Origin of the sequence: Micromonospora sp. S4605, assembly GCF_003176715.1 — a bacterium.
In the GTDB taxonomy this organism is placed as follows: domain Bacteria; phylum Actinomycetota; class Actinomycetes; order Mycobacteriales; family Micromonosporaceae; genus Micromonospora; species Micromonospora echinaurantiaca.
In genome coordinates, this window is sequence record NZ_QGSW01000178.1 from 116,715 (window position 1) to 142,946 (window position 26,232).

The following is a 26,232-nucleotide window of genomic DNA, read 5'->3' on the forward strand; positions in this document are numbered from 1 at the left end:
GTTTGGAGAACCGCATGTCGACCCACGACTTCATCGCCGTCGGCCTGGGCCCGTACAACCTCGGCCTGGCCTGCCTGACCGCACCGATCGACGACCTGGACGGGGTGTTCCTGGAGGCCCGGGACGGCTTCGACTGGCACCCCGGGATGCTGCTCGAGTCGACCCGGCTGCAGACGCCGTTCATCGCCGACCTGGTCAGCCTCGCCGACCCGACCTCGCCGTACTCCTTCCTCAACTATCTGAAGGAGACCGGCCGGCTCTACCCCTTCTACATCCGGGAGAGCTTCTTCCCGCTGCGCGCGGAGTACAACGACTACTGCCGGTGGGCCGCCGGGAAGCTGCCGAACCTGCGCTTCGGACACGCCGTCACCGCCGTCGAGTACGACGAGTCCGACGGCCGCTACGTGGTGCGCGCCGAAACGGCGGACGGGCCGGTCACCCACCGGGCCCGGCACCTGGTGCTCGGCACCGGCACCCCGCCGTACGTCCCGGACGCCTGCGCCGGCCTCGGCGGCGACCTGATCCACAACTCGCGGTACCTGGAGCACCGGGCGGCGCTGCGGGCCAAGCGCAGCATCACGATCGTGGGCAGCGGGCAGAGCGCCGCGGAGATCTACCACGACCTGCTCGGCGACATCGGCGGCCACGGCTACCAGCTGAACTGGGTCACCCGCTCGCCCCGGTTCTTCCCGCTGGAGTACACCAAGCTGACCTTGGAGATGACCTCACCGGACTACGTGGACTACTTCCACGCGCTGCCCGAGCCGACCCGCTACCGGCTGGAGGCCGAGCAGAAGGGGCTGTTCAAGGGAATCAACGCCGACCTGATCAACGACATCTACGACCAGCTCTACGCCCACAGCGTGCACGGGCCGGTGCCGACCCGGCTGCTCACCAACACCGAGCTGACCAGCGCCACCCACGACGCCGCGACCGGAACGTACACCCTCGGGCTGCGCCAGGTGGAGCAGGGCCGCGACTTCACCCTGGACACCGAGGGGCTGGTGCTGGCCACCGGCTACCACTACCGGGTTCCCGAGTTCCTGGCCCCGATCCGCGACCGGATCCGGTGGGACGGCCACGGCCGGTTCGACGTGGCCCGCAACTACAGCATCGACCACACCGGCCGGGAGATCTTCCTGCAGAACGCCGGCACCCACACGCACAGCATCACCTCCCCCGACCTGGGCATGGGTCCGTACCGCAACTCGTGGATCATCCGGGAGCTGACCGGGCGCGAGCACTACCCGATCGAGAAGAGCATCGCCTTCCAGGAGTTCGGCGCGCCGGCGGGGGTGGCGTGATGGCCGTGTTCACCCGGGTCGACGCCCGGCTCGGCGAGTTCGCGTTGCGCCCCCTCGACCCGGACGCCGACGCCCCGCTGCTGCACCGCTGGGTCACCCACCCCAAGGCCGCGTTCTGGCTCATGCAGGACGCCGACGTGGCCCAGGTCGCGGCCGAGTACCGGCGGATCGCCGCGCACCCGCACCACGACGCGTACCTGGGCCTGTGGCGCGGCGAACCGGCCTTCCTCGCCGAGCGGTACGACCCCGCCCGGGTCGAGCTCGTCGGCCTGTACGACCCGGCGGCGGGCGACGTCGGCATGCACTTCCTCTGCGCCCCCACCGAGCGGCCGGTGCACGGCTTCACCCGCGCGGTGATCACCACGGTGATGGCGTGGCTCTTCGCCGACCCGGCCACCCGGCGGGTGGTGGTCGAACCGGACGTCCACAACACCGCCGTCCACGCGCTCAACGCCGCGGTGGGCTTCACCGTCGTCGGCCCGATCCGCAAGCCCGAGAAGGAGGCGCTGCTCAGCGCCTGTACCCGGGACCAGTTCCTGACCGCGACCCGAGAAGGGGTGCCCGCGTGAACGCGACCGCCGCCGTGGACCACCTGACCCCTGACGCCTGGGCGACGGCCAACCGGCTGCTGGTCCGCAAGGCCCTCGCCGAGTTCGCCCACGAGCGCCTCGTCGTCCCCGAGCCGACCGACGACGGCCGGTGGCTGGTCCGCAGCGACGACGGCGCCGTGGCGTACCGCTTCGCCGCCCAGCGGCTCGCCCTCGACCACTGGCAGGTCGACGCCGAGAGCATCACCCGGCACCGGGACGGCGAGGAGCTGCCGCTCGACGCCGTCGACCTGTGCCTGGAACTGCGCGGCGCGCTCGGGCTCACCGACGCGATCCTGCCGGTCTACCTGGAGGAGATCACCTCCACCCTGGCCGGCACCGCGTACAAGCTCGGCAAGCCGTCGGTGAGCGCCGCGGAGCTGGCCCGGGCGGACTTCCAGGCCATCGAGACGGGCATGACCGAGGGCCACCCGTGCTTCGTGGCGAACAACGGCCGGATCGGGTTCGGGGTGCACGAGTACCACCGCTACGCCCCGGAGGCGGCCGCGCCCGTCCGGCTGCTCTGGCTGGCCGCGCACCGCGACCACACCACCTTCACCTGCGCCGCCGACCTGGACTACGACACGCTGGTGCGGGCCGAGCTGGGCGCCGACACGGTCGAGCACTTCGCCGGCGTGCTCACCGGGCTCGGCCTCGACCCGGCCGACTACCTGCTCATCCCGGTGCACCCGTGGCAGTGGTGGAACAAGCTGGCCGTCACCTTCGCCGGCGAGGTGGCCCGGCGCCGGCTGGTCTGCCTCGGCGAAGGGCCGGACGAGTACCTCGCCCAGCAGTCGATCCGGACGTTCTTCAACGTCACCGACCCGACGAAGCACTACGTCAAGACGGCCCTGTCGGTGCTGAACATGGGCTTCATGCGCGGGCTGTCCGCCGCGTACATGGAGGCCACCCCGGCGATCAACGACTGGCTGGCCGACCTGATCGACAACGATCCGGTGCTCAAGCGCACCCGCCTGTCGATCATCCGGGAGCGGGCCGCGATCGGCTTCCGGCACCGCCAGTACGAGACGACCACCGACCGGTACTCCCCGTACCGGAAGATGCTGGCCGCGCTCTGGCGGGAGAGCCCGGTCGGCGGGCTGGAGCCCGGCCGCCGGCTCGCCACCATGGCCTCGCTGCTGCACGTCGACCGGGACGGCCGCTCGCTCGCCGAGGCCCTGATCGCCGAGTCGGGCCTGGCGCCGGCGGACTGGCTGCGCCGCTACCTGGACGCCTACCTGGTGCCGCTGCTGCACAGCCTCTACGCCTACGACCTGGCGTTCATGCCGCACGGCGAGAACGTCATCCTCGTCCTGCACGCCGGCGCGGTCGAGCGGGTGGTCTTCAAGGACATCGCCGAGGAGATCGTGGTGATGGACCCGGAGGCGGACCTGCCCGAGCGGGTACGACGGATCCGGGCGGCCATTCCGGAGGACGAGAGAATCCTGTCGATCTTCACCGACGTCTTCGACTGCTTCCTGCGCCACCTCGCGGCCATCCTGCACACCGAGGGCGTGTTGGCCGAGGACGACTTCTGGCGGACGGTCGCCGAGTGCGCCGCCGACTACGCCGACAGCGTGCCCCACCTGGCCGACCGGCTGCGCCGCCACGACCTGTTCGCCGCGGAGTTCGCGCTGTCCTGCCTCAACCGCCTGCAACTGCGCAACAACCAGCAGATGGTCGACCTGGCCGATCCGTCCGCCGCGCTCCAGTTCGCCGGCACCCTGGCCAACCCGCTCGCCCGCTTCGCGCCGAAGCGATGAGCGCCGATCCGGTTGCCGTCGCGCCGCCCGGCTCGACGGGCCGGGCGGCGCCGGTCCGGTCGGCCGGGCCGCCACCGCCGTCCCGCACCCGGTGGCTGATCCTGGCCGTGCTCTGTCTGGCCCAGCTCGTCGTGGTGCTGGACAACACCGTCCTCACCGTGGCGGTGCCGGTGCTCACCGCCGAACTGCACGCCAGCACCGCCGACGTGCAGTGGATGATCAACGCGTACGCGCTGGTGCTGTCGGGGTTGCTGCTCACCGCCGGCAGCGCCGTCGACCGGTACGGACGCCGCCGGATGCTGCTCGCCGGGCTGGTCCTGTTCGGGCTCGGTTCGCTGGCCGCCGGGCTCGCGCGGACCGCCGAGCAGTTGATCGCGGCCCGGGCCGGGATGGGCGTCGGCGGGGCCCTGCTGGTCACCGCCACGCTGGCGGTCGCCATGCAGGTCTTCACCGGGGCCGAGCGGTCCCGGGCGATCGGCATCTGGGCGGCCACCAGCGCGCTGGGGTTCGCCGCCGGGCCCCCGATCGGTGGAGCCGTGCTGGCGCACCTGCCCTGGGGTGCCATCTTCCTGATGAACGTCCCGATCGTGCTGGTCTGCCTGGTGGCGGGCCGGGCGCTGGTCCCCGAGTCCCGCGATCCGGCCGGCGGTCGCCTCGACCTGGGCGGGGTGGTGCTCTCCGTCGCCGGCCTGACCGCGATCGTCTGGTCGATCATCGCCGGGCCGGAACGGGGTTGGGCGTCGGCCGAGGTGCTCGGCGCGGCCGCGGCCGGTCTGGTCCTGCTCTGGCTCTTCGTCCGTTGGGAGCAGCGGGTCCCGGACCCGATGCTGGACATGCACTTCTTCCGGAACCGCCGCTTCGTCGGCGCGGTCTCCGGGGTCGTCCTGATCACCTTCGGGGCGACCGGCGCGCTGTTCCTGCTCACCCAGCAACTGCAGTTCGTCCGCGGCTACCCGGCCTGGGAGGCGGGCCTGCGGATGGCCCCGTTCGCCCTGTCCATCGTGCTGCTCAACGTCAGCGGCGCCGCGGCCGTGGCGATCCGCCGGCTCGGCCTGCCGGCCGCCATCGCGGTCGGCATGGGGCTGCTCGCGGCGGGTCTCGCGCTCGTCACCCACGGCCCGTCCGACGGCTACGGGGTGCTGCTCGCCGGGCTGCTGGTGATGGGTACCGGTTGTGCGCTGGCCAACCCGGCGATCGTCGAGGCGGTGATGAGCGCCATCCCGGCGGAGAAGGCCGGCGCCGGCGCCGGGGTCGACGGCACCATGACGGAGGTCGGCAGCAGTCTCGGCATCGCCGTGCTGGGCGCCGTGTTGAACGCCCGGTTCACCGCGCTGCTGCCCGCCGCGCTGGCCGGCGCCGGATCGTTCCCGGCCGCCCTCGCCGCCGCCGGGCCGGACCGTGAGGCGGTCACCGTCGCCTACGCCGACGCGCTCGCCACCGGCCAGACCGTGGGTGCGGTGGCCGTCCTGGCTGGCGGGCTGGTCGCCGCCGGGCTGCTGCACCGGGCCGAGCGGTCCGGTTCACCCACCGCCGTCCCGGCCCACGCGGGCACGGACTAGCGGGAACGCGGGCACGGACCGGTGGGAACCAGCCGGCGTCGGATCACCGTGGGGGTGTGACTATCGGTTTCCGCTGGGTGAGCCGCCAGTGGTTTCCGAACGGGTCGCGGAAGGCGGCGTCGATGCCGTAAAAACGTTCCTCCGGCTCCTCGATGAACTCGACACCCCTGGCCCGCAGGTCCCGGTAGCTGGCCCAGCAGTCCTGCGTGGCGAACGCACCGACGCTCATGTGCCCGGTCGCCACCAGCGACCGGAGCTGGTTCGCCACGTCACCGTCCACCACCGGCGGACCGGGCAGCACGAGCATCAGCGGCACCTCCGGCTGGGCCGGCGCGTGGACGACCATCCAGTGGAAACCGTCCTGTACCTGGTCGATGTCGATCTCGAAGCCGAGCTTCCCGACGTAGAAGTCGCGGGCCTCGTCCATGTCCAGGACGTTGACGCACACCAACGCCATACCTGTGATCACCAGATGCTCCCTGTCGACGGATCGCTGACCGAGCCGCGTCGGCGGATGACTCAGCGGCCGGCGAAGGCGGCGACGACCGGCGCGAGGCTCTCGCCCGCCACATTATGGTCCTGGCCGGGCAGCACGGCGTGCCGGGCGCCCGGGATCGCTCCGGCAGTCTGTTCGGCGGCCGTCCGCAGGAACTCGGGGCTCGCCGAGCCGGACAGGACGAGCGTGGGCACGGCGATCTCGGCGTAGCGGGCCGTCGGGATGGTGGTGTCGGCCAGGATGGCGGCGTCGTGGGCCAGCGTGGGAGCCAACCGGAGACCGGCCTGCCAGTACGGCGACCGGCGGGCGCCGGCGATCACCTCGGGCGGGACACCCACGTGCGTCATGAAGTGCGCCAGCGCGTCGCCCCGCCGGTCGGCCGCCAGCAGCTCCGCGAGCCGGCCGGCGTACTCCTTCGCCCGCCGTGGGCCGTCGGGGTCGGTGCTGAACGGCGGTTCCCACATGACCAGCCGCTCGATGGGCAGCCCGCTGGCGACCGCCTCGGCGGCCAGCGCGGCGCCCGAGGAGAACCCGAGGACGCTGGCGGTTCCGCCGGCCGCCGCCACGAGTGCCGCGATGTCCTCGACCTCCCGGGCGACCGCGTACGGTGGTGTGTCTTCGCTGTCGCCGCGTCCCCGACGGTCGTAGTTGAGCACCGTGAAGGTCTTGGCCAACGCCTGGGCGACCGGCGCGTTGACGCCGCGATCGCAGGCCGCGCCGGCCACCAGGATCAGCGCCGGGCCCTCGCCCAGTTGGTCGTAGGCGAGCGTCGTACCGTCCGCTGACGTGGTCCTCTGCATCGCGGCTCCCGTCCGTGCCGTCGCCGCGGCTCGTCCGCGGTCCTGATCACGACGGTACGAAGGCAGCGGCTCGTCCGGCTTCTCGAAAACGACCCACTTGCCGCCGCCGGCCGTCAGTGGTGTGGACGGGTCCACATACGGACGTAGCAGCCGGGCAGCCTGGCCAGCGTCTGCTGACCGTCGCGCCGACGGTAGGCGGTGGGGCTCTCGCCGACGATGCGGCGGAACTGGGCGCTGAACGATCCCAGGCTGGTGAAACCGACCGCGAGGCAGACCTCGGTGACCGACAGCTCCCCGGCGCGTAGCAGGGCCTTCGCGCGTTCCAGGCGCCGGCTCATCAGGTACTGGTACGGGGTCTGCCCGAACGCGGCCTTGAAGCTGCGGCTGAAGTAGGACGGCGAGACCGAGGCACTACGGGCCAGGGCGCGGACGTCGAGCGGCTGGGCGTACGCGCGGTCGATCAGATCGCGCACCCGTAGCAGATGTCTCGCCAACGGCGCGGCCGGACGGTTCACCGGTTCATTCTCACTCGCCGCCGGTGGATGTCCGCCAACCGGTGGCCGGCCGACGGCATCCGCCGCGGCGGTCGCCGGCCGGCGGTGCTGATCGCACGGCCGTTGTAACTTGGGAAGCCCGCAGACAGACGAGGATCGTCATGACCGACACGGCAGGGCCCGGGACGGGCGAGACCCCGACCGCGCGGCAGCGGCGGGTGTGGGACAAAACCGCGCCCAGCTACGACAAGCAGATCACCTTCTTCGAGCGGGTCTGGTTCGCCGGCGGACGCGAGTGGCTCGGTCAGCGCGCGCAGGGACGGGTGCTCGAGGTCGCGATCGGCACCGGCCGGAACCTGCCCCACTACCGACCCGACATCACCGTCACCGGGCTCGAACTGAGTCCGGCGATGCTGGCCATCGCGCGTACGCGCGCCGCCGATCTCGGCCGAGAGGTGGACCTGCGCGAAGGCGACGCCGAGCAGCTGCCCTTCGCCGGCTCGTCGTTCGACACGGTGGCGTGCGCGCTGTCGCTGTGCAGCATCCCCGACCCGGCCGCCGCGATCGCCGAGATGTACCGGGTCCTGGTGCCGGGCGGCACGCTGCTGCTGGTGGACCACATCGGTAGCAGCTGGCGGCCGATCCGCGCCGCCCAGTGGTTGCTGGAGCGGGTCACGATCCGGGCGGCCGGGGAACACTTCACCCGCCGCCAGCTACCCCTGGTGGAGGCCGCCGGATTCGAGGTCGTGGCGACCGAACGGCTCAAGGCGGGCACGGTCGAGCGCATCCACGCCCGCAAACCGGCTCCGCCCCAGGCAGGCTGAGCGGTACCCGGTCACGCCCAGGTGATCCGCTGCCGCAGCAGCGACCGCTCCGCCGGGTTGGCCGTCAGCTCCAACGCCCGCGCGTCGGCGGCGCGTGCCTGGTCGGCGTTGCCGAGGTCGCGCAGCAGTTCGGCGCGGGTGGCGTGCCACAGGTGGTAGCCGGCCAGCGCGTCGGCGAGGTCGTCGACCTCGCTCAACGCGTCCCGCGGCCCGGCGACGTACCGCAACGCGATCGCCCGGTGCAGCTTGGTGACCGGTGACGGCGCCAGGCCGTCGAGCATGGTGTACAGCAGCACGATCTGCTGCCAGTCGGTGTCGGCCCAGCTCGGTGCCTCGGCGTGCACGGCCACGATGGCGGCCTGCAGCTGGTACGGGCCGGGCTGCCGGGCCGCGGCGGCCTTGGCGATCAGCCGGGCCGCGTCGGCGATGGCCTGCCGGTCCCACCGGCTGCGGTCCTGCTCGGGCAGCCGGACGATCTCGCCGCTGCTGGTGAAGCGGGCCGCGGCGCGGGCCCGGTGCAGCCGGATCAGGGCCAGCAGGCCGAGGACCTCGGGCTCGGTGGGCATCAGACCGGCGAGCATCGCGGCGAGGAACTCGGCGTCGTCGGCCAGGTCCCGCGACTGCACGCGGTCGCCGGTGCTGGACAGGTAGCCTTCGTTGAACAGCAGGTAGACCACGGCCAGCACCTGGGCCAGCCGGGCACCGAGTTCATCGGTGTCCGGGATCCGGTACGGGATTCCCGCGTCGGCGATCTTCCGCTTGGCGCGGGTGATCCGCTGCGCCACCGTGGTTTCCGGGATCAGGAACGCGCGGGCGATCTGGGCGGTGGTCAGGCCGCACACCACGCGCAGGGTGAGGGCGATCTGCGCGCTGCGCGGCAGCGCCGGGTGGCAGCAGGTGAAGATCAGGCGGAGCCGGTCGTCCGGCTCCGCCGACGGCGGTGGCCACGCCGCCAGGACGAGCTTGTCCCGGTAGCGCGCGTGGCGGCGCAGCACGTCCAGGCCGCGCCGCCGCGCCACCGTGTAGAGCCAGCCCTCCGGGTTGGCCGGGATGCCCTCGGTCGGCCAGTGCCGCAGGGCCGCCTCGACCGCGTCGGCCACCAGATCCTCGGCGGCGGAGAAGTCCCCGATCAGCGACACCAGGGAGGCCGCGAGCCGGCCCGCGTGGTCGCGTACCACGCGAGCCAGCTCGGCCTCGGCGGCGGCGCTCACCCGGCGATGGGCCGGATCTCGACCAGCGGGCAGGCCGGCCACGACCTGACCAGGCGCAGCGCCTCGTCGAGGTCGGCGACGTCGATCTCGGCGAACCCGGAGATGACCTCCTTGCCCTCCACGAACGGTCCGTCGGTGATCACCGGGTCGCCGCCCTCCAGCCGGACCGTGGTGGCGGTGTGCGGCGGCATCAGGTGGGTGTGGCCCCTGATCTTGTCGGCGTTGTCGGCGAACCACTGCCGCACCCGCCCGTAGGCCCGTTCCCGCTCGGTCTCGTCCATTGCGGCCAGGTCGGCGGCGAACTGCTCGGTGTCGGCGAACATCAGCACGTACCTCATGTCATCCACCTTCTCAGCCACGGCCCGGCAGCGGACAGTACAGATCGACGCCGTTGCCGTCGGGGTCGAGCACGGTGGCATAGCGGTGACCCCAGAAGGCGTCCCACGGTTCCCGGGAGCCGGTGTATCCGGCGGCGACGAGTTCGGCGTACGTGGCGTCGACCTCGGTCGGCGTGTCGAACTGGAACGCCAGGAAGATCGGCGGGCTGCCCGCGGCCCGGGTCCAGCCGGGGCGGGCCGTCGAGGTGAACTTCTCCTCGTTCAGCATGAGGTGCAGGCCGTTGGGCAGGTCGCAGCCGGCGTGCTCGGCGTAGCTGGGATCGACCTGGAAGTCCAGGCCCAGGTGGCGGTAGAACGCGATCGACGCGGCGATGTCCGCCACGACGATGTCCAGGGTGTTCAGGACCGGTTTCATACGCTCGCTCCTTGATCGGTTGGCGCTTCCACCTCCTAGACGACGGGCGGCCGGCCCGATACGACACCTGACCAGGATTCTTCCGCCGACCCCGGCGAGGCACCCGCCGTCCGCCCGTCGGCACCACGGCTGGTGACCAGCACGAGCGGCGAACCCCCGTCACCGGACGGTTGGGCTCGGCCGCGCGGCGGTCGACAACACTGGACGTCCGGCGCGGGACGCCTGTCGTGGTCGACGGCCGGGGACCCAGGGTCGGTCACCGCCACACGGTCACCTGATCGGCCGCCAACGCCTTCCGCCCCTCGAACGACCGATAGGCGTCCGGGTGACCGAGCCCGGGACGGCCGAGCAGGTCCCGGTACGAGAACCGGACGACGGTGCCCTCGACCGTGACCAGTTGCGGTGGCGCCGCCTCGACGACCTGACGGGTCAGCACCAGCAGCGAGTCGTCGGCCAGGTCGACGTCCCAGACCACGAAGGCGGCGTCGTCGACGACTCGCTCGACGGCGGCGGTGACGGTCAGCCGGTCGCCGATCTCGGCCCGGGCCAGGGTGCTCGACGGACTCGTGCTGGCCGGCCGCGGGGACGGCTGTGGCGCCGGGTCCCAGGTGCAGCCGGCGGAGGGCAAGGCGGCCAGGACCAGTCCGGCGTTGATCGCCACCCGGCGTACCCTGCCCTGGCCGGCCATGATGATTCACCTGCCCCCGGCGATGAGGTTCCTCTCACCAGGAATGCCCGGCGCCATGACGGCCCCCGCGCGGTGGCGTGACGGTCGCGTGACAAATCGACCGCCAGCCAGGACGACGTCCGAAAACCTCAGTCCCCGGTGGAACCGGCAGCCTCGACGGTGGCGACGGGGGTGCCGAGTTCGACGGTACGGGAGACGGTGCAGAGCCGGTCGTGCGACTGCTGCAGCGACCGGGGCAGCGCCTCGCGCGCCCGGTCGCCGTCCGCGCCCGCCGGGAACGTCACGGTGAACTCGACCCGGAGGTTCTCCATCCGGTTTCCGCCGGTCTCGTCCCGGATCTTGTCGCCGGTGACGTCGACGGAGAACTGGATCGGCTCGGCGCGCCGGCTGGTGATGTGGTCCACGTCGATCGCGGTGCAGCCGCCGATCGCCGCCAGCAGCAGCTCCACCGGCGTGAAGTCGCCGTCCTCCCCCGTACCCATCGGCAGCGATCCGCCACGGACGTTCCGCACGACGTACTTGCCCACGCTGGTGCGCTCGATGTTCACCGAGCGGAAGGTGTCCTCACTCATGACCCGCACGCTACCCACGCCTGCCGGTTTCCGCGCCACCGGCCGGCCTGGCTGACCGATCACCGCGTTCCGCCTGCTGGAGGCGGGCCGCCTCGTGGTGTCAGGGCCGGCATCGGGGGTATCCGCGACGCAAGCTGGGCTGAGGTGACGACCGGGGCCGGGCGCTGACCGCCGACGCCGCGGCGCCGGTCGACCCGGCGTCCGGGCGTACGACAGGAAGCGGACGTGGGAGGTGACCGACGTGCAACATCACGAGCTGGTGGGCCAGGTCCAGGCGAGGGCGCGACTCGCCGACATCGGTGCGGCGACGTCCGCCATCCGGGCGACGCTGCAGACGCTCGGCGAGCGGGTGCCGGACGGGCTGGCCGAGAACATCGCCGCCGAACTTCCTCGCGAGATCGGCGAATACCTGCGGCAGACGGCGAAGTCGCCCAGCGGCGGACTCCGGTTCGACCGGGAGGAGTTCGTCGGGCGGGTGGCCGATCGGGCGGGAATGGACCGTCCGGAGGCAGCGGAGGCCGCTCGGGTCGTGCTCGAAGTCGTCGGCGAGGCGACGCAGGGCCGCATCATGGAGCGCCTTCAGGCAGCACTTCCCACCGACATCCGGCAACTGGTGCCCGCCGGCACGGGGAAACCGCCCGCCTGATCGTCCACCGGCCGTCCGGCCCACCTTCGGGCGTCGGCTCTCATCGGTGCAGGCTGGCCCCCTTGACCACCTTGTCCACCGCACTCCGCGGACCGTGCAGCGCCAACCCCACCAGGTCGAGCTTCTCCCGGGACACCGCCCGTACGGCTGCCCGGTTGTCCCGGTCGTTGCCGGTGCCGAACAGCTCCTGGGTGAAGATCGAGATGCGCAGCCCGCGGGTGAGCGCGCGCCCGTGCGCACTGGTCAACGTCTCCCGATCCCCGGCGAACACCAGCACCGGCTGGCGGAACATGGGCAGGTAGCGGATGCCGTCCGCGTCGAGGTACTCCTCGCCGAGCAGTTCTGGCGCGGCGCCGGCGACGCCGCTGACCAGGAAGGCGGTGACGTTCAGCCGTTGCCAGGCCGCGAGGTCGTCCCGGATCAGAACGGCAATCTTGGTGTCGAAGCGGATCGGCTCACTCATGGCTTCGAGGCTGCCCGCCCGGGACGATCCCCGTCTTGTACGTTCTTAGCATGGCCAGTCGGCCGGCGGGTTCGCACGTCAGCGCCTGGCGACCGGCGGTGCCCGGGATCGCCGAGGTGTTCCACGCGCACTTCGTCGACCACGCTTACCCGGCACACACGCACGACGTGTGGACGCTGCTGATCGTCGACGACGGCGCGATCCGCTTCGACCTCGACCGGCATCGGCACGGCGCCCTGCGGCCGTCGGTCACCCTCCTACCGCCACACGTGCCGCACGACGGCCGCTCCGCCACGCGGCACGGCTTCCGCAAGCGGGTCCTCTACCTCGACCCGTCGGTGCTCGACGCGGCGGCGACCGGCGCGGCCGTCGACCGGCCGAACCTGCCCGACCAGCAGCTACGCCGGCGGATCCACCAGCTCCACCAGGCGCTCGCCCGGCCCGGCGACGGGTTCGAGGCGGACAGCCGCCTCGCGTTCATCCTGGAACGGCTCAACCTGCACCTACGCCGGCACATCCCGACCGGGGACCAGCCGGCCGCCCACGTCCTCGCCGTCCGGTTGCGCGAGCTGCTGGACGCCCGGACCGCCGAGGGCGTCACCCTGCGCGAGGCCGCCGGGCTGCTGCACGCTCACCCCACCCACCTGGTCCGGGCGTTCACCCGGACGTACGGGCTGCCGCCGCACTCGTACCTGACCAGCCGCCGCATCGAGCTGGCCCGCCGGCTGCTGCTCGCCGGCCGGCGCCCCGCCGAGGTCGCCGCCGCGGCCGGGTTCCACGACCAGTCGCACCTGACCCGGCACTTCAAGCGCCACCTCGGTGTCAGCCCGACCCGATACGCGAGCCTTCCCGCGACCGGGCGCGCCGCCGTCGACGACCGGCGGTACTCCTGATTCCCGGGGTCCCGCTCCTGCCAGCTGCTCGTCCAGGCGGGAGGACTGCCCGCTTGTTCCGCGGACCTACCGTGAAGCGCAGTGCCGACGGACGGTGGGTGGCGGCATGCAGATCATCGAGCACAGCATCATCGGGACCCGGTCTGCGGTGCTGCGCCTCCGGCGCCCCGGCAGCCAGTTGGAGTTCGTGCTGTTCCCCATGCTCCATGTCGCGAGCCCGGAGTTCTACGCGGCGGTGACGCAGCGGCTGCGGCGGTGTGACCTGCTCGTCGTCGAGGGCGTCCGGGGGCGCTCGGTCCTCGCCTGGGCCGTCACGCTCACCTACCGGGTCATGCCGGCGAACAAGCGTTCCGGGCTGGTGGTCGACAACATCGCCTACCGGTCGCTCGGCGTGGAGGTGATCAACCCGGACGTGACGACGGCGGAGTTCGCCCAGGGCTGGCGGGCGATGCCGCTGCGCTACCGGTTACAGCTGTGGTGCCTCCTGCCGATCGTGGCCGTCGCCCAGTTCTTCGGTGGCACGCGACGGCTGCTCTCGCCGGAGGTCGAGCTGAACGACCTACCCAGCGCGCGGGACGAGCTGTACTCGGACAGCGACTTCGCTGATCATTTCGAGCGCACGTTCGGCGGCGACCGGGACGAGCGGTTGCTCGTCGCGCTCGCCGAACTGGTCCGTACCCGCTCGTCGGAGCGGATCGACGTCGCGGTCGTCTACGGCGCCGGTCACGTGCCGGCGATCGTCCGGGGACTCGTAGACCGGCACGGCTACCGCCCCCGAACCGCCGAGTGGCTCACCGTGCTGGACGCGTGAGCAGCCTCGCCACCTGCCGTCGACGGCAAGGCCGGCTCGGGGCACCGGCCGCCGCCGCCGGTCAGTTCGTCACACCCTTCGGGCAAGCTGCCTGCCACTGACTGATGCCGGTGCGGCATCGGCCTGGCAAGACCTGGAGGAAGTCATGGTGGTCACCGCCGATGATCTCGACGCGGCGTTGTCGACTGTCGTTGCCAGCCTGCGACCAGCGACCGCGCTCGAGTGGTCCGCGCGGGCCGGCAGTCTGGAGTGGGACTGCTGGCACACCGCCGAGCACCTCGGCGACTGCCTGATCTCGTTCGCCGGTCAGCTCCTGGCCCGACCGGAGAAGCGGTTCGTGCGCTTCATGGCGAACGCCGACCAGGACGCCTCGCCGGCAGAGGTACTGGAGTTCGCCGAGGTGGGCGGCCGCATGCTGGCGGCCACCGTACGCGTGTCCGGGCCGGATGTCCGGGCCTACCACCCCAGCGGTCAGGCCGATCCGGAGGGCTTCGCCGCGATGGGGTGCGTGGAAGCGTTGCTGCACGGCGACGACATCGCACAGGGCCTCGGCCTCGCTGTCGATCCACCGCGGGACGTGTGCGCCCGGGTGCTCGCTCGGCTGTTTCCGGAGGCGGCGCAGGAACTGGCCGGCGTGGACCCGTGGGCGGCACTGAAGTGGTCCACCGGCCGCATCGAGTTGCCCGGGCGCCCCCGGCTGACGGAGTGGCACTAGCGCGCTGCTCCGTTGGGCGAATGACCTGACCGGGGACGTGGCCCGGGTGCGGGCCGCGGCGCCGCCGGCGGTGTACGCCGGCGGCGCACGCGACCCGACGGGCAGCGGCCAGCGTCCGTGACCGCTCGCCCGCGTCCGCCGAGTTTCAGCGCCGCGACGTCGTGGTCGCTGAGGCCAGTTCGAGGATCTCGGCCACCAACGGCAGGGTGGTGACGCCCTCGCTGCCCAGGAAGTGGCCGGCGCCCCGGACGAGATGGGTACGTGCCCGCAGCCGGTCGGCCAGGGCCACCGAGGCGCGCGGCGGAACGATGGCGTCATCGTCGGAATGGATCACGTGGCGGTGTCGGATGTTCGGCGCGATCGCGGTGACGTCCACGTCGTCGGCGAGGAAGGTGTCCAGGACGGGGAGCACCTCGAGTCTCCCGGTGAAGCCCGCGACGAAGACCGCACCGCCCAGGGACCACGGGGCGGGCAACTCGGCGAGGCGCCGCAGCACGGTGATCGCGCCCAGGCTGTGCGCGACGATCCAGGTCTCGTCGTCGACCCGGTCCACGGCGGTGCTGACAGCCTTGTGCCAGTCGGCCGCGGAAGGCGCCTGGGGCTCGGGGAGCCGGACCACCGTGACCTCGACCCCGTGGGCGGTGAGCAGGTCGCGTAGCCACGGGAACCAGTGGTCGTCGGGCGTCGCCCCGTAGCCATGGACGATGAAGACCCGTCGGACGGGAAGCTCAGACGTGGTAGGTGAGGTTGAGGTAGGCACAGCGAGACCGTAAGGGCTCACGTCGGCGTCAAGGTCAAGAAGGGAGTTGTTGAATGCGCATCGGGCAGCTGTCCGCGATGACCGGGGTCAGTAGGCGAGCGCTCCGCTACTACGAGGAGCAGGGGCTGCTCGTCCCGAGGCGGAGCGCCAACGGCTATCGGGAGTACGCCGACGACGCGCCGCTGGTCGTGCGTCAGATCACCGCGCTGCTGGACTCTGGACTGAACTCGGACGCGATCCGCCGCTTCCTTCCCTGCGCTCGTGGCCCCCGACCGGAGTTCGAGATGTGCGACGAGCTCCGGGCCCATCTGCAACGGCGCAGGGAGGAGCTGAGCAACCAGCTGCACCGACTGTCCGAACAGGTCGGCAAGCTTGCGGCACACCTGGAGTGAGGCAGCATGACCTGCCTCGGCACCGGTGCGGTGTCGACCGCTCACCAACGCTTCAACGCGGCGGCCAGCTGGGCCAGGGCGATGTGGGCCGCGTCGAAGATGGCCAGTTTCCGCGGGAAGTTGTGGTTGAGCCCCTGGTACCGGGCAGCGGTGACGGGAACGCCGGCCGCCAGCAGCCGGGCGGCGTACCGTTCCCCCTCGGCGGCCAACAGGTCGAGCTCGGCGGTGATCAGCACGGCGGGCGGCAGGCCGGTGAGGTCGGCCCGCAGCGGGTCCAGATCCGGCTGGGTACGGTCCACCCCGGGTGGGGCGTACGCGTCCCAGAAGAACCGCATCTCCTCCCGGTCCAGGCCGTACTCGTCGAGCGCGGGATAGTCGGCGGCGGGGTCGAGGACCGGGCAGATGAGGAGCTGTCCCGCGAGGTGGATCCCGGCATCGCGGGCGCGGCGGGCGGTCACCGCCGCGAGGTGCCCGCCCACGGAGTCACCGGCCACCGCCGTCCGGCCCCGGTCGAGCCCGTACCGGGCCGCCCCGGGCCCACGCACCCAGGTGAGTGCTCGCGCCATGTCGTCGACCGCGGCCGGGTGGGGATGCTCGGGGGCGAGCCGGTAGTCGACGGAGAGCACCGCCCAGCCGGACGCGGCCGCCAAGTGCCGGCACAGCCCGTCGTGGGTGTCCAGGTTGCCCATCACCCACCCGCCGCCGTGCGCGTACAGGACCACCGGCAGCGCACCGGAATCGCTGTCGCGGTAGAGGCGGGCGGGAACTCCGCCGGCGTCGACGGTGACCACGGACCGGATCCGCGGTCCGCCGCCCACCTCGTCCGGGGTCGCCTGGATCATGCTGAGCCGCGCCGCCGGCAGGGTCGCCCGGGTCAGCGGGACACGCTGCTGGACGTGTATCGCCGCCCGCGCCTGCGGGTGCAGCCGGTCGGGGTCCACGCGATCATTATCACTGCTCCACCGAGGCCGACGGTGCCGACACGGGCGGTGCCGGCCCGGCGCGCCGGCGGCTACGGTGTGGACCGTGGATGAGCTGCTACCGGCACTGCCGGAGGATTGGGAGCGCTGCCTCGCGGTGGCCGCCCACCCTGATGACATCGAGTACGGCGCGGCCTCGGCGATCGCCCGCTGGACCGCGCAGGGCAAGCAGGTCACCTACCTGCTGACCACCCGGGGTGAGGCGGGCATCGACGCGATGCACCCGGACCAGGCCGGGCCGCTGCGCGAGGAGGAGCAACGCGCCGCGGCCCGGGAGGTCGGCGTGGACGTCGTGGAGTTCCTCGACCACCGCGACGGGGTCGTCGAGTACGGTCCGGAGCTGCGCCGCGACATCGTGCGCGCGATCCGCCGGCACCGGCCCGACGTCATCGTCTCGGGCGCGTTCACCATCCGGATGGTGGGCGGCATGACCAACCAGGCCGACCACCGGGCGGTGGGACTGGCCACACTGGACGCCGCCCGCGACGCGGGCAACCGGTGGATCTTCCCGGAGCTGGTGGACGAGGGGCTGCCACCCTGGGGCGGCGTGCGCTACGTCTGCTTCGCCGGCGCCGAGCGCCCCACCCACGGCGTGGACGTCACCGGCGAGCCGTTGCAGCGGGGGATCGCCTCGCTGGCCGCGCACGCCGAGTACACCAGGGGTCTGGGCGTCGCCGGCCCGGAACCCGGGCCGTTCCTCACCTGGGCGGCGCGGCAGGGCGGGCCGGCGCTGGGCGTCGAGGCGGCGGTCCTGTTCGACGTGCACGCACTCACCTTCGAGGGTCCGCCACCCTGGCTCTGAGCCCGGCCGGCCGCGGCGGGATGTCGGGCAGACCCGCCCGACATCCCGCCGCGGAGCGCGCGGACCTCAGCTCACCGCCTGCTTCACGAGCGCGGCGATCCGGGCCTCGCTGTCGGCGGTCAGCTCGGTCAGCGCGAAGTAGGTCGGCCACATGACGCCATCCTCGAGGTTCGCCTCGTCGCTGAAGCCGAGCACCGCGTACCGCGTCTTGAACTTCGCCGCGCTCTGGAAGAAGCAGACCACCTTGCCGTTGCGGGCGTACGCGGGCATGCCGTACCACAGCTTGGCGGTGAGACCCGGCGCGCTGGCCTTGATCACGGTGTGCAGGCGCTCGGCGATCACCCGGTCGGACTCCGCCATCTCGGCGATCTTGGCGAGCACGTCGGTCTCCGGGTCGGCCTTGGCGCCCCGCCGTGCGGCGCTCTTCAGCTCCTTGGCGCGCTCCTTCATCGCGCTGCGCTCGTCGTCGGTGAACCCGTCGTACTTGTTGGCGGTGGCGGTGGCGGTGGTGGTCTTGGCCCTGGTCGACATCGCGGCTTCCTCTTTCTGGTAAGTGGCTTCGGGCGGTGCTGGTCGGTGGAGCCCCCACTCCACCGGGTTCATGGATCTGTTCGGCGGGTGATCAGATCACCACGTGCCCGCCTGCTGGCGGGTCGGCGCGTTGAGCCGGTTGAAGGCGTTGGTCATGGCGATGGTGAGCAGCAGCGCGGCCAGTTCCTTCTGGTCGAAGTACGTGGCGGCCACGTCCCACACCTGGTCCGGCACCGGGTCCGACCGGTCGGCGAGCCGGGTCACGGCCTCGGTCAGGGCCAGCGCGGCCCGCTCCTCGTCGCTGAACCACGGCGTCTCCCGCCAGGCGGCGACGGCGTGCACCTGGTCGGCGCTCGCGCCGGCCTGGCGCGCCTGGTGGACGCCCCCGGCGACACAGGGGGCGCAGCCGTTGATCTGGCTGGCCCGCAGGTGGCTAAGGGCCAGCACCTTGCCGTCCACCCCCACGCCCGCGACTGCCCGGTTGACCGCCATCAGGGCCTCCATCGCCTCGGGAACCAGAACCGCCGGGTTCGGCATGCGCTCGGTCGACATCGCTTCTCCTTCGTCGTCGGTGTCGCTGACGGGAGTCATCCGATCAGCGGTGGGCCGCACCGCGTGCCGTCCGTGGGACACCGTGGGACACGCAGAAGCCGGTTGAGCAGCACAGACAGGTCGCAGATCCGGCGTCGTGGGCCGGGACGGTACGGTGTTGCGCGTGTCCAGCCCCCAGGAGCGACTGGTGGCTCAGCTCGCCGGGATCAAGGAGCTGAGCGCGCTCAGCCTGCGTGCCCTCGCCCGCCAGGCGGGGCTGAGCAGCTCGTCGCTGTCGCGGTACCTGACCGGTCAGCTCGTGCCGCCGTGGGAGGCCGTGGTGGCGCTGTGCCGGGCCGTGGGCCGCGACCCCCGGCCCCTGCGCGCGGTGTGGGCCGAGGCGTCCAGGGCCGGCGCGGCGCCCGCTCCGCGCCGCAACGACCTGCCGGCCGACCTGTTCGACTTCACCGGCCGGGAAGCTGAGTCCGCGCTGGTCGAGGAGCTGCTGCGCACGACTGCCGCGGTTGCTGTCGACGGCATGGCGGGCGTCGGAAAGACCAGCCTGGCCGTGCACGTGGCCCACCGGCTCACCGCGACGTACCCGGACGGCGGGCTCTACCTCGACCTGCACGGCTTCACCCCGGGCCAGGAGCCGCTGGATCCGCAGACCGCGCTGGGCCGGCTGCTGGCCGCCCTGGAGGTGACGCATCCGCCGGCCGGCGTCGCCGAACGCGCGGCGCTGTGGCGGTCGGAGCTGTCCCGTCGGCGGGTGCTCGTCGTGCTCGACAACGCGGTCGACGCGGAACAGGTGCGCCCGCTGCTGCCCGGGGCCGGGAAGTCCGCGGTCCTGGTCACCAGCCGTCACCGGCTGGTCAGCCTGGACGGGGTGCCGCCGGTGTCGCTGGAGCCGCTGACCGACGACGACGCGGCGCACCTGTTCGGCCGGGCGGCCGGGCTCACGCTGACCGAAGAGGATGCGGTCGGCCAGGTGCTGGCGCAGTGCGGCGGGCTTCCGCTGGCGCTACGGATGGCCGGCGCGCGACTTCGCCACCGGCCGGGCTGGACCGTGGCGGTGCTGGCCGAGCGGCTGAGCGACACCGCCAACCGCTTCGACTCGGTGTTCGGGATGTCGCTGCGGCAGCTCGACGCGGTCCAGCGCCGCGTGTTCCGGCTGCTGGGCGTCCTGCCGGGGGCCGACTTCGACGCGTCGGCGGTGGGGGCGCTCACCGACCTGCCGCCCGGCCGGGTAGGCGCGGCACTGGACGAGCTGGTCGACGCCCACCTGGTCCAGGAGCCCTCGCCCGGGCGGTACCGGATGCACGACCTGATCCGGCAGTACGCGGCGGACCTCGCCGCCGACGAGGAGCCACAGGCCGACGCGGCCGTGCGCCGGGTCCTGCGGCACTACCTGACGCTGGCCGTCACGTACGAGCAGACGCTGCCCTCGCCGCACCGCCCGCGACCCGCGCCGGGAGATCCGGCGAAGGCGATGGCCTGGTTCGACGTCGAGTACGCCAACCTGGTGGCCTGCTTCGACGCCGCCGTTCGGCTCGGTGTGGACGAGGTGGCGGCCGACCTGCCGCAGGCGATGCGGGTCTGGTTCTTCCGGCATCGCGGCACCGACGACCAGGTACGCCTGCTCGACGGGGCCGCGGCCGCCGCGGCGCGGCTCGGCCGCGACCAGCAGCGGGCGGCGCTGCTCGCCGACCTCGGCTACGCCCGGGCCGCCGCCGGACGCCTCACCGAGGCGCTGTCCGCCTACGAGTCGGCGGAGCGGTCAGGGCCGGACGACGACACCGCCGCCGCGCTGGCGCTGCGCATCGGCTTCGCCCGCCGGGATCTCGGTGACCTCGAAGCGGCGCAGGGGCACTTCCGGCGGGCCCGCGAGCTGTTCGAGAAGCTCGGGCGCCGCGCCGGGCAGTCCCAGGCGCTGGCCTTCGACGGATGGGTGACCCTGCACCTCGGGCGGGGCGGTGAAGCCGTCGAACTCGCCCGGGCATCCGTCGCCCTGGCGGACGGGCCCGCGCAGATCACCGGGCTGGTCACCCTGGGCCTGGCCCTGGCGCCGGACGACCCGGCGGAGTCGCTGCGCACGCTGCACGACGCGTTACGGCTGGCCGAGCAGCACAACCTCCAGCACAACCAGGCGTTGTGCCACAACTACCTCGGAGTCGCGCTGCGGATCATGGGCTCGCCCGAGGAGGCGCTCGAACACCACCGGCGGGCCTTCGAGCTGCTCGAATCGCTGGCCGAGGTGCAGCTGGAGATCGACTTCCTGCACAGCTACGCCGAGACGTGCCGCGTCGCGGGTCGCCCTGACGAGGCGCTGGCGCTGCTCGACCGGACCATCGAGCTCGCGGGCGAGCTGGGCCGGCCCTACGACGAGAAGCTCGCCGGCGCGGCGCGGGACGAGCTGCTCGCCGCCCGCTGAGCCAGCGCCGCAGGGCCGTTGTCCGTCCGGCGTTACTCGTACAGAGCGGTTCCGGGCGGGTTGATCAGCCGCCGGGCGATTGGCTCGCGGCCGGACCGGCCGCCGTCGGTGAGGAACCGGTCGAGCAGGTCGCGTGCTCGACTGCGAGGCCGGCGGAGGCCACCGCCACGGCCGGCGGGCCGGCCAGGAGCAGCCCGATGGCACCGGCGGCGACGAGGCGGTGACGGGCCCGGGGTCGGGTCGGCGGGGCGAGCATCCGCCGTACCCGGTCAGCGGCGCCGGCCGCCCCGAGAGCGTGCCGAGGAGTGCGGTCGGCGAGTTGAACGATGGCGGTGGCCACGGCGTGCCGCCCGTGCCGCTCGCTCGCCCGGTCGTCGGCCAGGTGCTCCACCAGCCGGCGGATCTCCGTCTCGGCCGCATCGGCCATCGGCAGCCCCGGCAGGGCGCGACGGAACGCGACGGCGAGGGCGACGAGGACATGGTGTCGGCCGCGCAGGTGGGCCCGCTCGTGCCGCAGCACGGCGGCGAACTCGGCCTCGGTGAGCGCGTCGAGCGCGGCGCTGGTGACGACGACCTGCCCCGGGCGGCCGGGCAGGCAGTAGACCACGGGCGCGGTGTGCTCGACGACCGTCCAACCCGCACCGACGTCCTGCCGGGCCAGCGGTAGGAGTGCGGCGCGGTGGCGACGACGCCAGCGCCGGGCGGTGGTGAACGTGACGACCAGCGCGGCCAGTAGGCGGGCGGCGAGGACCGAGGTGGCGACCAGTCCGACCACGGCGAGCGTCGCGTTGGGCGCGCCGAGGTCCGCCAACGCCTGCTTGCAGGCCGCGACGATGCCGGCCAGGCCCGCGGCGAGCGCGGCCGGCGGTACGGCGACGAGCAGCCCGGCGGCGAGGACGGCGCCGGCGACGGAGAGTTCCGCGCCGAGCCAGAGCCACACCGCGAGCCGTGGTTGAGACGCCAACCACGGTGCGGTGAGGACGGGGCGGGCGAGGGTCACCACCGCGGCCGCCCAGCCCAGCAGTGCCAGGCTGGTCATGAGTCGGTGTCTCCGCGCCGCTGAAGCAGCTCGCGCAGGGCGGCGGCTTCCTCGGCCGTCATGGCGTCGACGAACCGGGCCAGTGCGGCCTGCTGGTCGGCGGCCGAGGAGAGCGCCTCCGCCATGAGCCGTCCGACGTGCTCCTCCCGGCTGGTCCTCGGACGGTAGCGGTAGGCGCGGCCGGCGAGGTCGCGCTCCGCCCAGCCCTTGCGGTGCAGATTGTCCAGGACGGTCATCACCGTCGTGTAGGCGAGGCCGCGGTCCGCCATCGCGTCGACCATCTGCCGCACGGTGAGCGGACCCGGCGCCTCCCACAACGCGTTCATCACCGCGGATTCGAGTGGACCCAGCGGGCGGTCGTTGCCCGGGTCCGTCCGTCGAGGTCGGCTCACCGGTCGACCCTACCGGCGGCGGTCGGCACCGACATGGCCGGAGCCGGGCAGGCCCGCTCGGCGGCGAGCCGACGCCGCAGGGCCCAGGCGAGCAGGACGACGGAGGCCACGGCGAGTACGGGCTGCGCCGGGGCGAACCAGCTCATCGCGCCGCTGTAGCCGAGCGCGACCAGGACGATCTTGTTGCAGACGGGACAGCCGACCGCGAACAGGGACAGGGTCGCCCCGAGCACGCCGGTCCGCGGCTCCCCACGGCCCGCCGCTGCCTCGCCGGTTCCAGCGCGGGCCGCGACGTAGGTGGCCAGCAGCAGCCCGGACAGCGCGGCGGTCACCACCAGCACCGGCCAGGCCCACCAGGTGACGGCCACGTCGCGGCTGAAGTACGGGGTGTCGATCAGGTCGGTGGGCACGGCGATCACCACCGTCGTCGTCACGGCGCCGGCGACCGCTGCCACCCACCGTCGCGCCGGCCAGGCCGCCGGGCCGGCGGTGACGGTCGGCCCGGCCACTCCGGTCCGGGCCGGTGGGGTGGCATCGGTGTCCGGCGTGCGGGCAGCACGCCGGCGCAGCAGCAGCACGGTGACCGCGGCCGCTCCCGCGACAAGGAGGACCAGTTCATCCGGTACGCCGCCGACGGTCGCGGTGACCCACTCCTGCGCGGCGCCCTCGATGTCGGTCAGGCCGAAGCCGCCGGCCAGCGCCGCCGTGCCGTCGAAGGCCAGGAAGAGCACGCCGAGGGCGACGAAGAGCAGACCGGAGACTGTCGAGGTGGTGTGCAGGCGCAGCCGACCGAGCGAGAACTGACGGCCGCGCAGCCAGCGCCGCTGGCCGATGCGCCAGCGGTCCCAGACCAGGGCGAGCAGCAGCAGGGGCGCCGTCATGCCCAGGGCGTACACGGCCAGCAGGGCGCCGCCGGTAGCGGGTCGCGTCGAGGTGGCGGCGACGGTGAGGATCCCGCCGAGGATCGGGCCGGAGCAGAATCCGGCGAGCCCGTAGACCGCGCCGAGGGCGAGCACCGACAGCGGGGACTCGCCGGTGATGCGGCCCATCAACCGTTGCGCCGGCCCGAAGGCGAAGCCCTTGCCGGCCAGTTGCATCACGCCGAGGGCGATGATCGACCAGCCGGCGACCAGGATGAGCGTGTCGCGGTGCTGGAAGAAGGCGCCGGCCACGACGGAGGAGCCGGCGCCGAGGGGTACGAGGACCGCCGCCAAGCCGAGGTAGAACACCCCGGTCCGGGCCAGCAGTTGTCGCGGGTGCTGGAAGGCGTACGCGAAGAAGGCGGGTAGCAGCATGGCGCTGCACGGGCTGAGCAGGGCGAGGACTCCGCCCAGCAGGGCGGCGAGGTAGCCGATGTCGCTCATTTCACCCCTTCCAGTTGCTCGTCGATGGCCTGCTTGAAGGCCTCGTACGGCTGGGCGCCGATGACGGGGGTGTCGCCGACGATGAACGCCGGAGTGCCGGTGAGGCCCATCGAGGTCGCCTCCTGCTGGTCGCGCAGGACGGCCGCCCGGGTTGCGGTGGAACCGCGATCGGCGTCGAAGCTGGTGAGGTTCAGCCCGATCCGTGTGGCGATGTCACGCAGCGCGCCCTCGTCGAGGGAACCGCTGTTCACCCGGCGCTCCTTGGCGTACACGGCGCTGTGGAACTCCCAGAACTTCCCCTGCGCGGCGGCGGCGCGGCCGGCGGCGGCCGCGTCGGTCGACTCCGCGCCGAGGTAGGGCAGGTCGCGCCATTCGATGCGAACCAGGCCCTTGTCGACGTACTCCCGGACCAGCTTCGGTTCGGTCTCCCGGGCGTGCCGCCCGCAGAACGGGCACTGGAAGTCGGCGTACTCGATGATCACGATCGGGGCGTCCGGCTCGCCGAGGGCGAGCGGGTCGCCGGGTGTCCGGCGGGCAAGAGCGGCGAAGGGGTTCGCCTCCTGACCACCGCCCGATCCGGCGGCCGCGCCCCCGTCGGCGGGAGCGGCCGGCTGGTCGGCGGGCCGGGCGAGGGTCGCCAGCACGGCGACGATCGCGATGACCACCACCGGGGCCAGCCAGCCGGCCGCGCGGCGGATCGGGGCCGTCCGGCGGTCACTCCTGCGCGACGGCTTCGTCGTACCTGGCACGTCTCCTCCATCCACGGGATCACGACTACTATTAGAGCTAGTACTAGCCAGTCTAGTACTAGAGGAATTAGTAGAAACGAGGGACGTCCGGAGCTGTCGGACGTCCCTCGTGACCGGGGAATCAGCGGCGGGACGAGGATCCCGCCGGCACCGATGCGATGGGCTCGCGCGGTCCCGACCTGCGCCTGCCGCCCAGGGCGAGCGCCACGGCGATGGCGGCGGCAACGCCGACGCCGGCCCAGAGCAGCGGGTTGCTCCGCAGGTCGCCGGGCAGTTGCTGGGCGAGGACGAAGACGCCCATCACCACGACGAACCAGCCGAACGCCTTGCGCAGGACATCCGCGGGGATCTTCCCGGCGAGCCGGCCGCCGGCGAAGCTGCCGAGGATGGCGGCGAGGGTGACGGCGGCGGCCAGTCCCCAGTTGATACTCACGCTGGAGAGGTAGCCGGCGAGGCCGGCGAACGACTTCATCGCGATGACCACCAGCGAGGTACCGACGGCCACCGGCATCGGCAGGCCGCCGAGCAGCGCCAGGGCGGGCACCACCAGGAATCCGCCGCCCGCACCGACCAGGCCGGTGACCAGACCGACCACCACACCGTCGAGGATCACCCGCAGGACCGGCAGCTCGTGCGGCGCGGGCTTGCCCTCGGCGGAGCGCCGGCCGCGGATCATCGCGACCGCCGTGGCCAGCATCATGATCGCGAACCCGGTGAGCAGGATGCCGGCCGGGATGAACTCGGCGAGCCGGCCGCCGGCGTAGGCGCCGGTCATGCCGGCGAGGCCGAAGATCAGGCCGGTGCGCCACCGGACCCGGCCGGCCCGGGCGTGCGGCAGCATTCCCACGGCGCTGGTGGCGCCGACGACGAGCAGCGAGGTGGCGATGGCCTCCTTGGCCGGCAGGTCGGCGACGTAGACCAGCAGTGGTACGGCGAGGATGGAGCCGCCGCCGCCGAGCAGGCCGAGGCTGATGCCGATGACGACGGCCAGCGCGACGGTCAGCAGCAGGGTTGCGCTCATGCGCGCTCCCCGGTGCCGTCCCGCAGTTGGCCGACGATGGTGTCCAGGTCGCAGCTGGCGCCCCGGTTGTACGGCAGCTTGCCGAGCAGCATGCCCATGGCGCAGGTGTTGGTGACGGCGGCGAAGGTGAGGCCGGCGCCGATGAACCCGGCGACCCACTTCAGGCCGGGCACGAAGATGGAGCCCAGGACGCTGGCCAGCACGATCGAGCCGGCGACGAGGCGAACCTGACGCTCCAGGTCCCAGCGCTGCTTGCCCTGCTTGATCGGGGCGTTCGCCGCCTGCCAGGCCAGCATGCCGCCGTTGAGGACCTTGAGGTTCGGCAGGCCGACCCCGGCGAGCGCCTGCTCGGCCTGGGTGGCCCGGGCACCGGAGCGGCAGATCAGGACGACGTCCTCGTCGAGGTGGTTGCGCAGTTCCTCGCGGTGTTCCTTCAGCAGGTCCAGCGGAACGTTGTAGGCGCCGGGGATGTGGGAGGTCTCGAACTCCGCCGGGGTGCGGACGTCGAGCAGCCGCGGCGGCCGCCCGGCGGCGATCAGTTCGCGCAGGCTGGTGGCGTCGAGGGTGGCGGGGCTGGTGGTCTCGGAAGTGCTCATGACTCCTCATTCAGGAAGAAGCGACGGATGTGACGGCAGGGGTGTGCCGGCCGGCGCGCGGTGAC

At 72.8% G+C, this 26,232-nt stretch carries 30 protein-coding genes and 1 pseudogene; 12 read left to right on the forward strand and 19 right to left on the reverse strand.

Features of this window, described 5'->3' with window-relative positions; translation table 11 throughout:
- Positions 1 to 14 precede the first annotated feature (14 nt).
- The 4 genes and pseudogenes from DLJ47_RS13885 to DLJ47_RS13900 form a co-directional block, all read left to right on the forward strand.
- Positions 15 to 1,304 (forward strand): lysine N(6)-hydroxylase/L-ornithine N(5)-oxygenase family protein, encoded by a 1,290-nt coding sequence (locus DLJ47_RS13885; protein WP_109900427.1) that lies wholly within the window; start codon positions 15 to 17, stop codon positions 1,302 to 1,304.
- Positions 1,304 to 1,873: a GNAT family N-acetyltransferase gene (locus tag DLJ47_RS13890; protein WP_109900428.1), complete on the forward strand. Its 570-nt coding sequence runs from the start codon at positions 1,304 to 1,306 to the stop codon at positions 1,871 to 1,873. The genes DLJ47_RS13885 and DLJ47_RS13890 overlap by 1 nt, the downstream gene beginning before the upstream one ends.
- On the forward strand, positions 1,870 to 3,654 hold the full coding sequence (locus DLJ47_RS13895) for an IucA/IucC family protein (protein ID WP_109900429.1): 1,785 nt from the start codon (positions 1,870 to 1,872) through the stop codon (positions 3,652 to 3,654). The genes DLJ47_RS13890 and DLJ47_RS13895 overlap by 4 nt, the downstream gene beginning before the upstream one ends.
- 55 nt (positions 3,655 to 3,709) lie before the next feature.
- Positions 3,710 to 5,213, forward strand: a pseudogene (locus DLJ47_RS13900) (MFS transporter); the annotation flags it as partial.
- Positions 5,214 to 5,256: 43 nt separating this feature from the next.
- On the opposite strand, the gene DLJ47_RS13905 reads toward DLJ47_RS13900, so the two are convergent.
- The 3 genes from DLJ47_RS13905 to DLJ47_RS13915 form a co-directional block, all read right to left on the reverse strand.
- A complete protein-coding gene (locus tag DLJ47_RS13905) occupies positions 5,257 to 5,682 on the reverse strand; it encodes a VOC family protein (protein ID WP_109900431.1) in 426 nt (141 codons plus the stop codon).
- A 50-nt stretch (positions 5,683 to 5,732) separates the two neighbouring features.
- The gene (locus DLJ47_RS13910; RefSeq protein WP_109900432.1) at positions 5,733 to 6,509 is read right to left on the reverse strand and encodes an alpha/beta fold hydrolase; all 777 of its coding nucleotides are present in this window, start codon (positions 6,507 to 6,509) and stop codon (positions 5,733 to 5,735) included.
- Between the two features lie 113 nt (positions 6,510 to 6,622).
- Positions 6,623 to 7,024, reverse strand: a complete 402-nt coding sequence (locus DLJ47_RS13915; RefSeq protein ID WP_109900433.1) for a helix-turn-helix domain-containing protein — start codon at positions 7,022 to 7,024, stop codon at positions 6,623 to 6,625.
- Positions 7,025 to 7,164: 140 nt separating this feature from the next.
- On the opposite strand from DLJ47_RS13915, the gene DLJ47_RS13920 reads away from it, so the two are divergent.
- Positions 7,165 to 7,827 (forward strand): class I SAM-dependent methyltransferase, encoded by a 663-nt coding sequence (locus tag DLJ47_RS13920; RefSeq protein WP_109900434.1) that lies wholly within the window; start codon positions 7,165 to 7,167, stop codon positions 7,825 to 7,827.
- 11 nt (positions 7,828 to 7,838) lie between these two features.
- Here DLJ47_RS13920 and DLJ47_RS13925 read toward each other — a convergent pair whose 3' ends face one another.
- The 5 genes from DLJ47_RS13925 to DLJ47_RS13945 form a co-directional block, all read right to left on the reverse strand.
- Complete coding sequence (locus tag DLJ47_RS13925; protein ID WP_109900435.1) at positions 7,839 to 9,038, reverse strand: RNA polymerase sigma factor; 1,200 nt, start codon at positions 9,036 to 9,038, stop codon at positions 7,839 to 7,841.
- Positions 9,035 to 9,376: a YciI family protein gene (locus tag DLJ47_RS13930; RefSeq protein ID WP_109900505.1), complete on the reverse strand. Its 342-nt coding sequence runs from the start codon at positions 9,374 to 9,376 to the stop codon at positions 9,035 to 9,037. The genes DLJ47_RS13925 and DLJ47_RS13930 overlap by 4 nt, the downstream gene beginning before the upstream one ends.
- 13 nt (positions 9,377 to 9,389) lie before the next feature.
- A complete protein-coding gene (locus tag DLJ47_RS13935) occupies positions 9,390 to 9,791 on the reverse strand; it encodes a VOC family protein (RefSeq protein ID WP_109900436.1) in 402 nt (133 codons plus the stop codon).
- A 256-nt stretch (positions 9,792 to 10,047) separates the two neighbouring features.
- On the reverse strand, positions 10,048 to 10,479 hold the full coding sequence (locus DLJ47_RS13940) for a hypothetical protein (RefSeq protein ID WP_146228088.1): 432 nt from the start codon (positions 10,477 to 10,479) through the stop codon (positions 10,048 to 10,050).
- A gap of 128 nt (positions 10,480 to 10,607) precedes the next feature.
- Positions 10,608 to 11,051 (reverse strand): OsmC family protein, encoded by a 444-nt coding sequence (locus DLJ47_RS13945; protein WP_109900506.1) that lies wholly within the window; start codon positions 11,049 to 11,051, stop codon positions 10,608 to 10,610.
- Positions 11,052 to 11,283: 232 nt separating this feature from the next.
- On the opposite strand from DLJ47_RS13945, the gene DLJ47_RS13950 reads away from it, so the two are divergent.
- Positions 11,284 to 11,697 (forward strand): DUF2267 domain-containing protein, encoded by a 414-nt coding sequence (locus DLJ47_RS13950; protein WP_199235834.1) that lies wholly within the window; start codon positions 11,284 to 11,286, stop codon positions 11,695 to 11,697.
- 40 nt (positions 11,698 to 11,737) lie between these two features.
- On the opposite strand, the gene DLJ47_RS13955 is transcribed toward DLJ47_RS13950, so the two are convergent.
- Complete coding sequence (locus DLJ47_RS13955) at positions 11,738 to 12,160, reverse strand: DUF2000 domain-containing protein (protein ID WP_109900438.1); 423 nt, start codon at positions 12,158 to 12,160, stop codon at positions 11,738 to 11,740.
- Positions 12,161 to 12,210: 50 nt separating this feature from the next.
- Here DLJ47_RS13955 and DLJ47_RS13960 point away from each other — a divergent pair, with 50 nt between their 5' ends.
- The 3 genes from DLJ47_RS13960 (at position 12,211) to DLJ47_RS13970 (ending at position 14,579) form a co-directional block, all read left to right on the forward strand.
- Positions 12,211 to 13,053: a helix-turn-helix transcriptional regulator gene (locus tag DLJ47_RS13960; protein ID WP_109900439.1), complete on the forward strand. Its 843-nt coding sequence runs from the start codon at positions 12,211 to 12,213 to the stop codon at positions 13,051 to 13,053.
- 106 nt (positions 13,054 to 13,159) lie between these two features.
- On the forward strand, positions 13,160 to 13,864 hold the full coding sequence (locus tag DLJ47_RS13965; protein WP_109900440.1) for a hypothetical protein: 705 nt from the start codon (positions 13,160 to 13,162) through the stop codon (positions 13,862 to 13,864).
- Positions 13,865 to 14,009: 145 nt separating this feature from the next.
- Positions 14,010 to 14,579 (forward strand): hypothetical protein, encoded by a 570-nt coding sequence (locus DLJ47_RS13970; protein ID WP_109900441.1) that lies wholly within the window; start codon positions 14,010 to 14,012, stop codon positions 14,577 to 14,579.
- Between the two features lie 145 nt (positions 14,580 to 14,724).
- Here the strand turns inward: DLJ47_RS13970 and DLJ47_RS13975 are convergent, their stop codons facing one another.
- Complete coding sequence (locus DLJ47_RS13975; protein ID WP_109900442.1) at positions 14,725 to 15,339, reverse strand: RBBP9/YdeN family alpha/beta hydrolase; 615 nt, start codon at positions 15,337 to 15,339, stop codon at positions 14,725 to 14,727.
- A gap of 53 nt (positions 15,340 to 15,392) precedes the next feature.
- Here DLJ47_RS13975 and DLJ47_RS13980 point away from each other — a divergent pair, with 53 nt between their 5' ends.
- Positions 15,393 to 15,731 carry a MerR family transcriptional regulator gene (locus tag DLJ47_RS13980; RefSeq protein WP_109900443.1) on the forward strand — a complete coding sequence of 113 codons (339 nt, stop codon included), beginning with the start codon at positions 15,393 to 15,395 and terminating at the stop codon, positions 15,729 to 15,731.
- Between the two features lie 41 nt (positions 15,732 to 15,772).
- Here the strand turns inward: DLJ47_RS13980 and DLJ47_RS13985 are convergent, their stop codons facing one another.
- A complete protein-coding gene (locus tag DLJ47_RS13985) occupies positions 15,773 to 16,672 on the reverse strand; it encodes an alpha/beta hydrolase (protein ID WP_199235847.1) in 900 nt (299 codons plus the stop codon).
- An 85-nt stretch (positions 16,673 to 16,757) separates the two neighbouring features.
- On the opposite strand from DLJ47_RS13985, the gene DLJ47_RS13990 reads away from it, so the two are divergent.
- The gene (locus tag DLJ47_RS13990; protein ID WP_109900509.1) at positions 16,758 to 17,513 is read left to right on the forward strand and encodes a PIG-L deacetylase family protein; all 756 of its coding nucleotides are present in this window, start codon (positions 16,758 to 16,760) and stop codon (positions 17,511 to 17,513) included.
- 66 nt (positions 17,514 to 17,579) lie between these two features.
- Here DLJ47_RS13990 and DLJ47_RS13995 read toward each other — a convergent pair whose 3' ends face one another.
- Positions 17,580 to 18,044 (reverse strand): iron chaperone, encoded by a 465-nt coding sequence (locus DLJ47_RS13995; protein WP_109900444.1) that lies wholly within the window; start codon positions 18,042 to 18,044, stop codon positions 17,580 to 17,582.
- A 96-nt stretch (positions 18,045 to 18,140) separates the two neighbouring features.
- Positions 18,141 to 18,596 carry a carboxymuconolactone decarboxylase family protein gene (locus tag DLJ47_RS14000; protein WP_109900445.1) on the reverse strand — a complete coding sequence of 152 codons (456 nt, stop codon included), beginning with the start codon at positions 18,594 to 18,596 and terminating at the stop codon, positions 18,141 to 18,143.
- Positions 18,597 to 18,759: 163 nt separating this feature from the next.
- Between DLJ47_RS14000 and DLJ47_RS14005 the strand changes: the two genes are divergently transcribed.
- Complete coding sequence (locus tag DLJ47_RS14005) at positions 18,760 to 21,006, forward strand: ATP-binding protein (protein ID WP_233257824.1); 2,247 nt, start codon at positions 18,760 to 18,762, stop codon at positions 21,004 to 21,006.
- A gap of 64 nt (positions 21,007 to 21,070) precedes the next feature.
- Here the strand turns inward: DLJ47_RS14005 and DLJ47_RS14010 are convergent, their stop codons facing one another.
- The 6 genes from DLJ47_RS14010 to DLJ47_RS14035 form a co-directional block, all read right to left on the reverse strand.
- Positions 21,071 to 22,045: a M56 family metallopeptidase gene (locus DLJ47_RS14010; protein ID WP_109900446.1), complete on the reverse strand. Its 975-nt coding sequence runs from the start codon at positions 22,043 to 22,045 to the stop codon at positions 21,071 to 21,073.
- Complete coding sequence (locus tag DLJ47_RS14015) at positions 22,042 to 22,437, reverse strand: BlaI/MecI/CopY family transcriptional regulator (RefSeq protein ID WP_088993199.1); 396 nt, start codon at positions 22,435 to 22,437, stop codon at positions 22,042 to 22,044. Before DLJ47_RS14015 ends, DLJ47_RS14010 begins: the two co-directional genes overlap by 4 nt.
- Positions 22,434 to 23,801 (reverse strand): cytochrome c biogenesis CcdA family protein, encoded by a 1,368-nt coding sequence (locus tag DLJ47_RS14020; protein ID WP_109900447.1) that lies wholly within the window; start codon positions 23,799 to 23,801, stop codon positions 22,434 to 22,436. Before DLJ47_RS14020 ends, DLJ47_RS14015 begins: the two co-directional genes overlap by 4 nt.
- Positions 23,798 to 24,550 (reverse strand): DsbA family protein, encoded by a 753-nt coding sequence (locus tag DLJ47_RS14025; protein WP_109900448.1) that lies wholly within the window; start codon positions 24,548 to 24,550, stop codon positions 23,798 to 23,800. The genes DLJ47_RS14020 and DLJ47_RS14025 overlap by 4 nt, the downstream gene beginning before the upstream one ends.
- A gap of 121 nt (positions 24,551 to 24,671) precedes the next feature.
- On the reverse strand, positions 24,672 to 25,571 hold the full coding sequence (locus DLJ47_RS14030) for a sulfite exporter TauE/SafE family protein (protein ID WP_109900449.1): 900 nt from the start codon (positions 25,569 to 25,571) through the stop codon (positions 24,672 to 24,674).
- Positions 25,568 to 26,167 carry a rhodanese-like domain-containing protein gene (locus DLJ47_RS14035; protein WP_088993195.1) on the reverse strand — a complete coding sequence of 200 codons (600 nt, stop codon included), beginning with the start codon at positions 26,165 to 26,167 and terminating at the stop codon, positions 25,568 to 25,570. The genes DLJ47_RS14030 and DLJ47_RS14035 overlap by 4 nt, the downstream gene beginning before the upstream one ends.
- Between the last annotated feature and the right edge of the window lie 65 nt (positions 26,168 to 26,232).

Coding starts and splice junctions, on each gene's coding strand:
- DLJ47_RS13885 (WP_109900427.1), top strand. CDS start 15: ATGTCGACCCACGACTTCATCGCCGTCGGCCTGGGCCCGTACAACCTC.
- DLJ47_RS13890 (WP_109900428.1), top strand. CDS start 1,304: ATGGCCGTGTTCACCCGGGTCGACGCCCGGCTCGGCGAGTTCGCGTTG.
- DLJ47_RS13910 (WP_109900432.1), bottom strand. CDS start 6,509: ATGCAGAGGACCACGTCAGCGGACGGTACGACGCTCGCCTACGACCAA.
- DLJ47_RS13920 (WP_109900434.1), top strand. CDS start 7,165: ATGACCGACACGGCAGGGCCCGGGACGGGCGAGACCCCGACCGCGCGG.
- DLJ47_RS13930 (WP_109900505.1), bottom strand. CDS start 9,376: ATGAGGTACGTGCTGATGTTCGCCGACACCGAGCAGTTCGCCGCCGAC.
- DLJ47_RS13935 (WP_109900436.1), bottom strand. CDS start 9,791: ATGAAACCGGTCCTGAACACCCTGGACATCGTCGTGGCGGACATCGCC.
- DLJ47_RS13940 (WP_146228088.1), bottom strand. CDS start 10,479: ATGGCCGGCCAGGGCAGGGTACGCCGGGTGGCGATCAACGCCGGACTG.
- DLJ47_RS13945 (WP_109900506.1), bottom strand. CDS start 11,051: ATGAGTGAGGACACCTTCCGCTCGGTGAACATCGAGCGCACCAGCGTG.
- DLJ47_RS13955 (WP_109900438.1), bottom strand. CDS start 12,160: ATGAGTGAGCCGATCCGCTTCGACACCAAGATTGCCGTTCTGATCCGG.
- DLJ47_RS13960 (WP_109900439.1), top strand. CDS start 12,211: ATGGCCAGTCGGCCGGCGGGTTCGCACGTCAGCGCCTGGCGACCGGCG.
- DLJ47_RS13965 (WP_109900440.1), top strand. CDS start 13,160: ATGCAGATCATCGAGCACAGCATCATCGGGACCCGGTCTGCGGTGCTG.
- DLJ47_RS13970 (WP_109900441.1), top strand. CDS start 14,010: ATGGTGGTCACCGCCGATGATCTCGACGCGGCGTTGTCGACTGTCGTT.
- DLJ47_RS13980 (WP_109900443.1), top strand. CDS start 15,393: ATGCGCATCGGGCAGCTGTCCGCGATGACCGGGGTCAGTAGGCGAGCG.
- DLJ47_RS13995 (WP_109900444.1), bottom strand. CDS start 18,044: ATGTCGACCAGGGCCAAGACCACCACCGCCACCGCCACCGCCAACAAG.
- DLJ47_RS14000 (WP_109900445.1), bottom strand. CDS start 18,596: ATGTCGACCGAGCGCATGCCGAACCCGGCGGTTCTGGTTCCCGAGGCG.
- DLJ47_RS14010 (WP_109900446.1), bottom strand. CDS start 22,045: ATGACCAGCCTGGCACTGCTGGGCTGGGCGGCCGCGGTGGTGACCCTC.
- DLJ47_RS14020 (WP_109900447.1), bottom strand. CDS start 23,801: ATGAGCGACATCGGCTACCTCGCCGCCCTGCTGGGCGGAGTCCTCGCC.
- DLJ47_RS14030 (WP_109900449.1), bottom strand. CDS start 25,571: ATGAGCGCAACCCTGCTGCTGACCGTCGCGCTGGCCGTCGTCATCGGC.
- DLJ47_RS14035 (WP_088993195.1), bottom strand. CDS start 26,167: ATGAGCACTTCCGAGACCACCAGCCCCGCCACCCTCGACGCCACCAGC.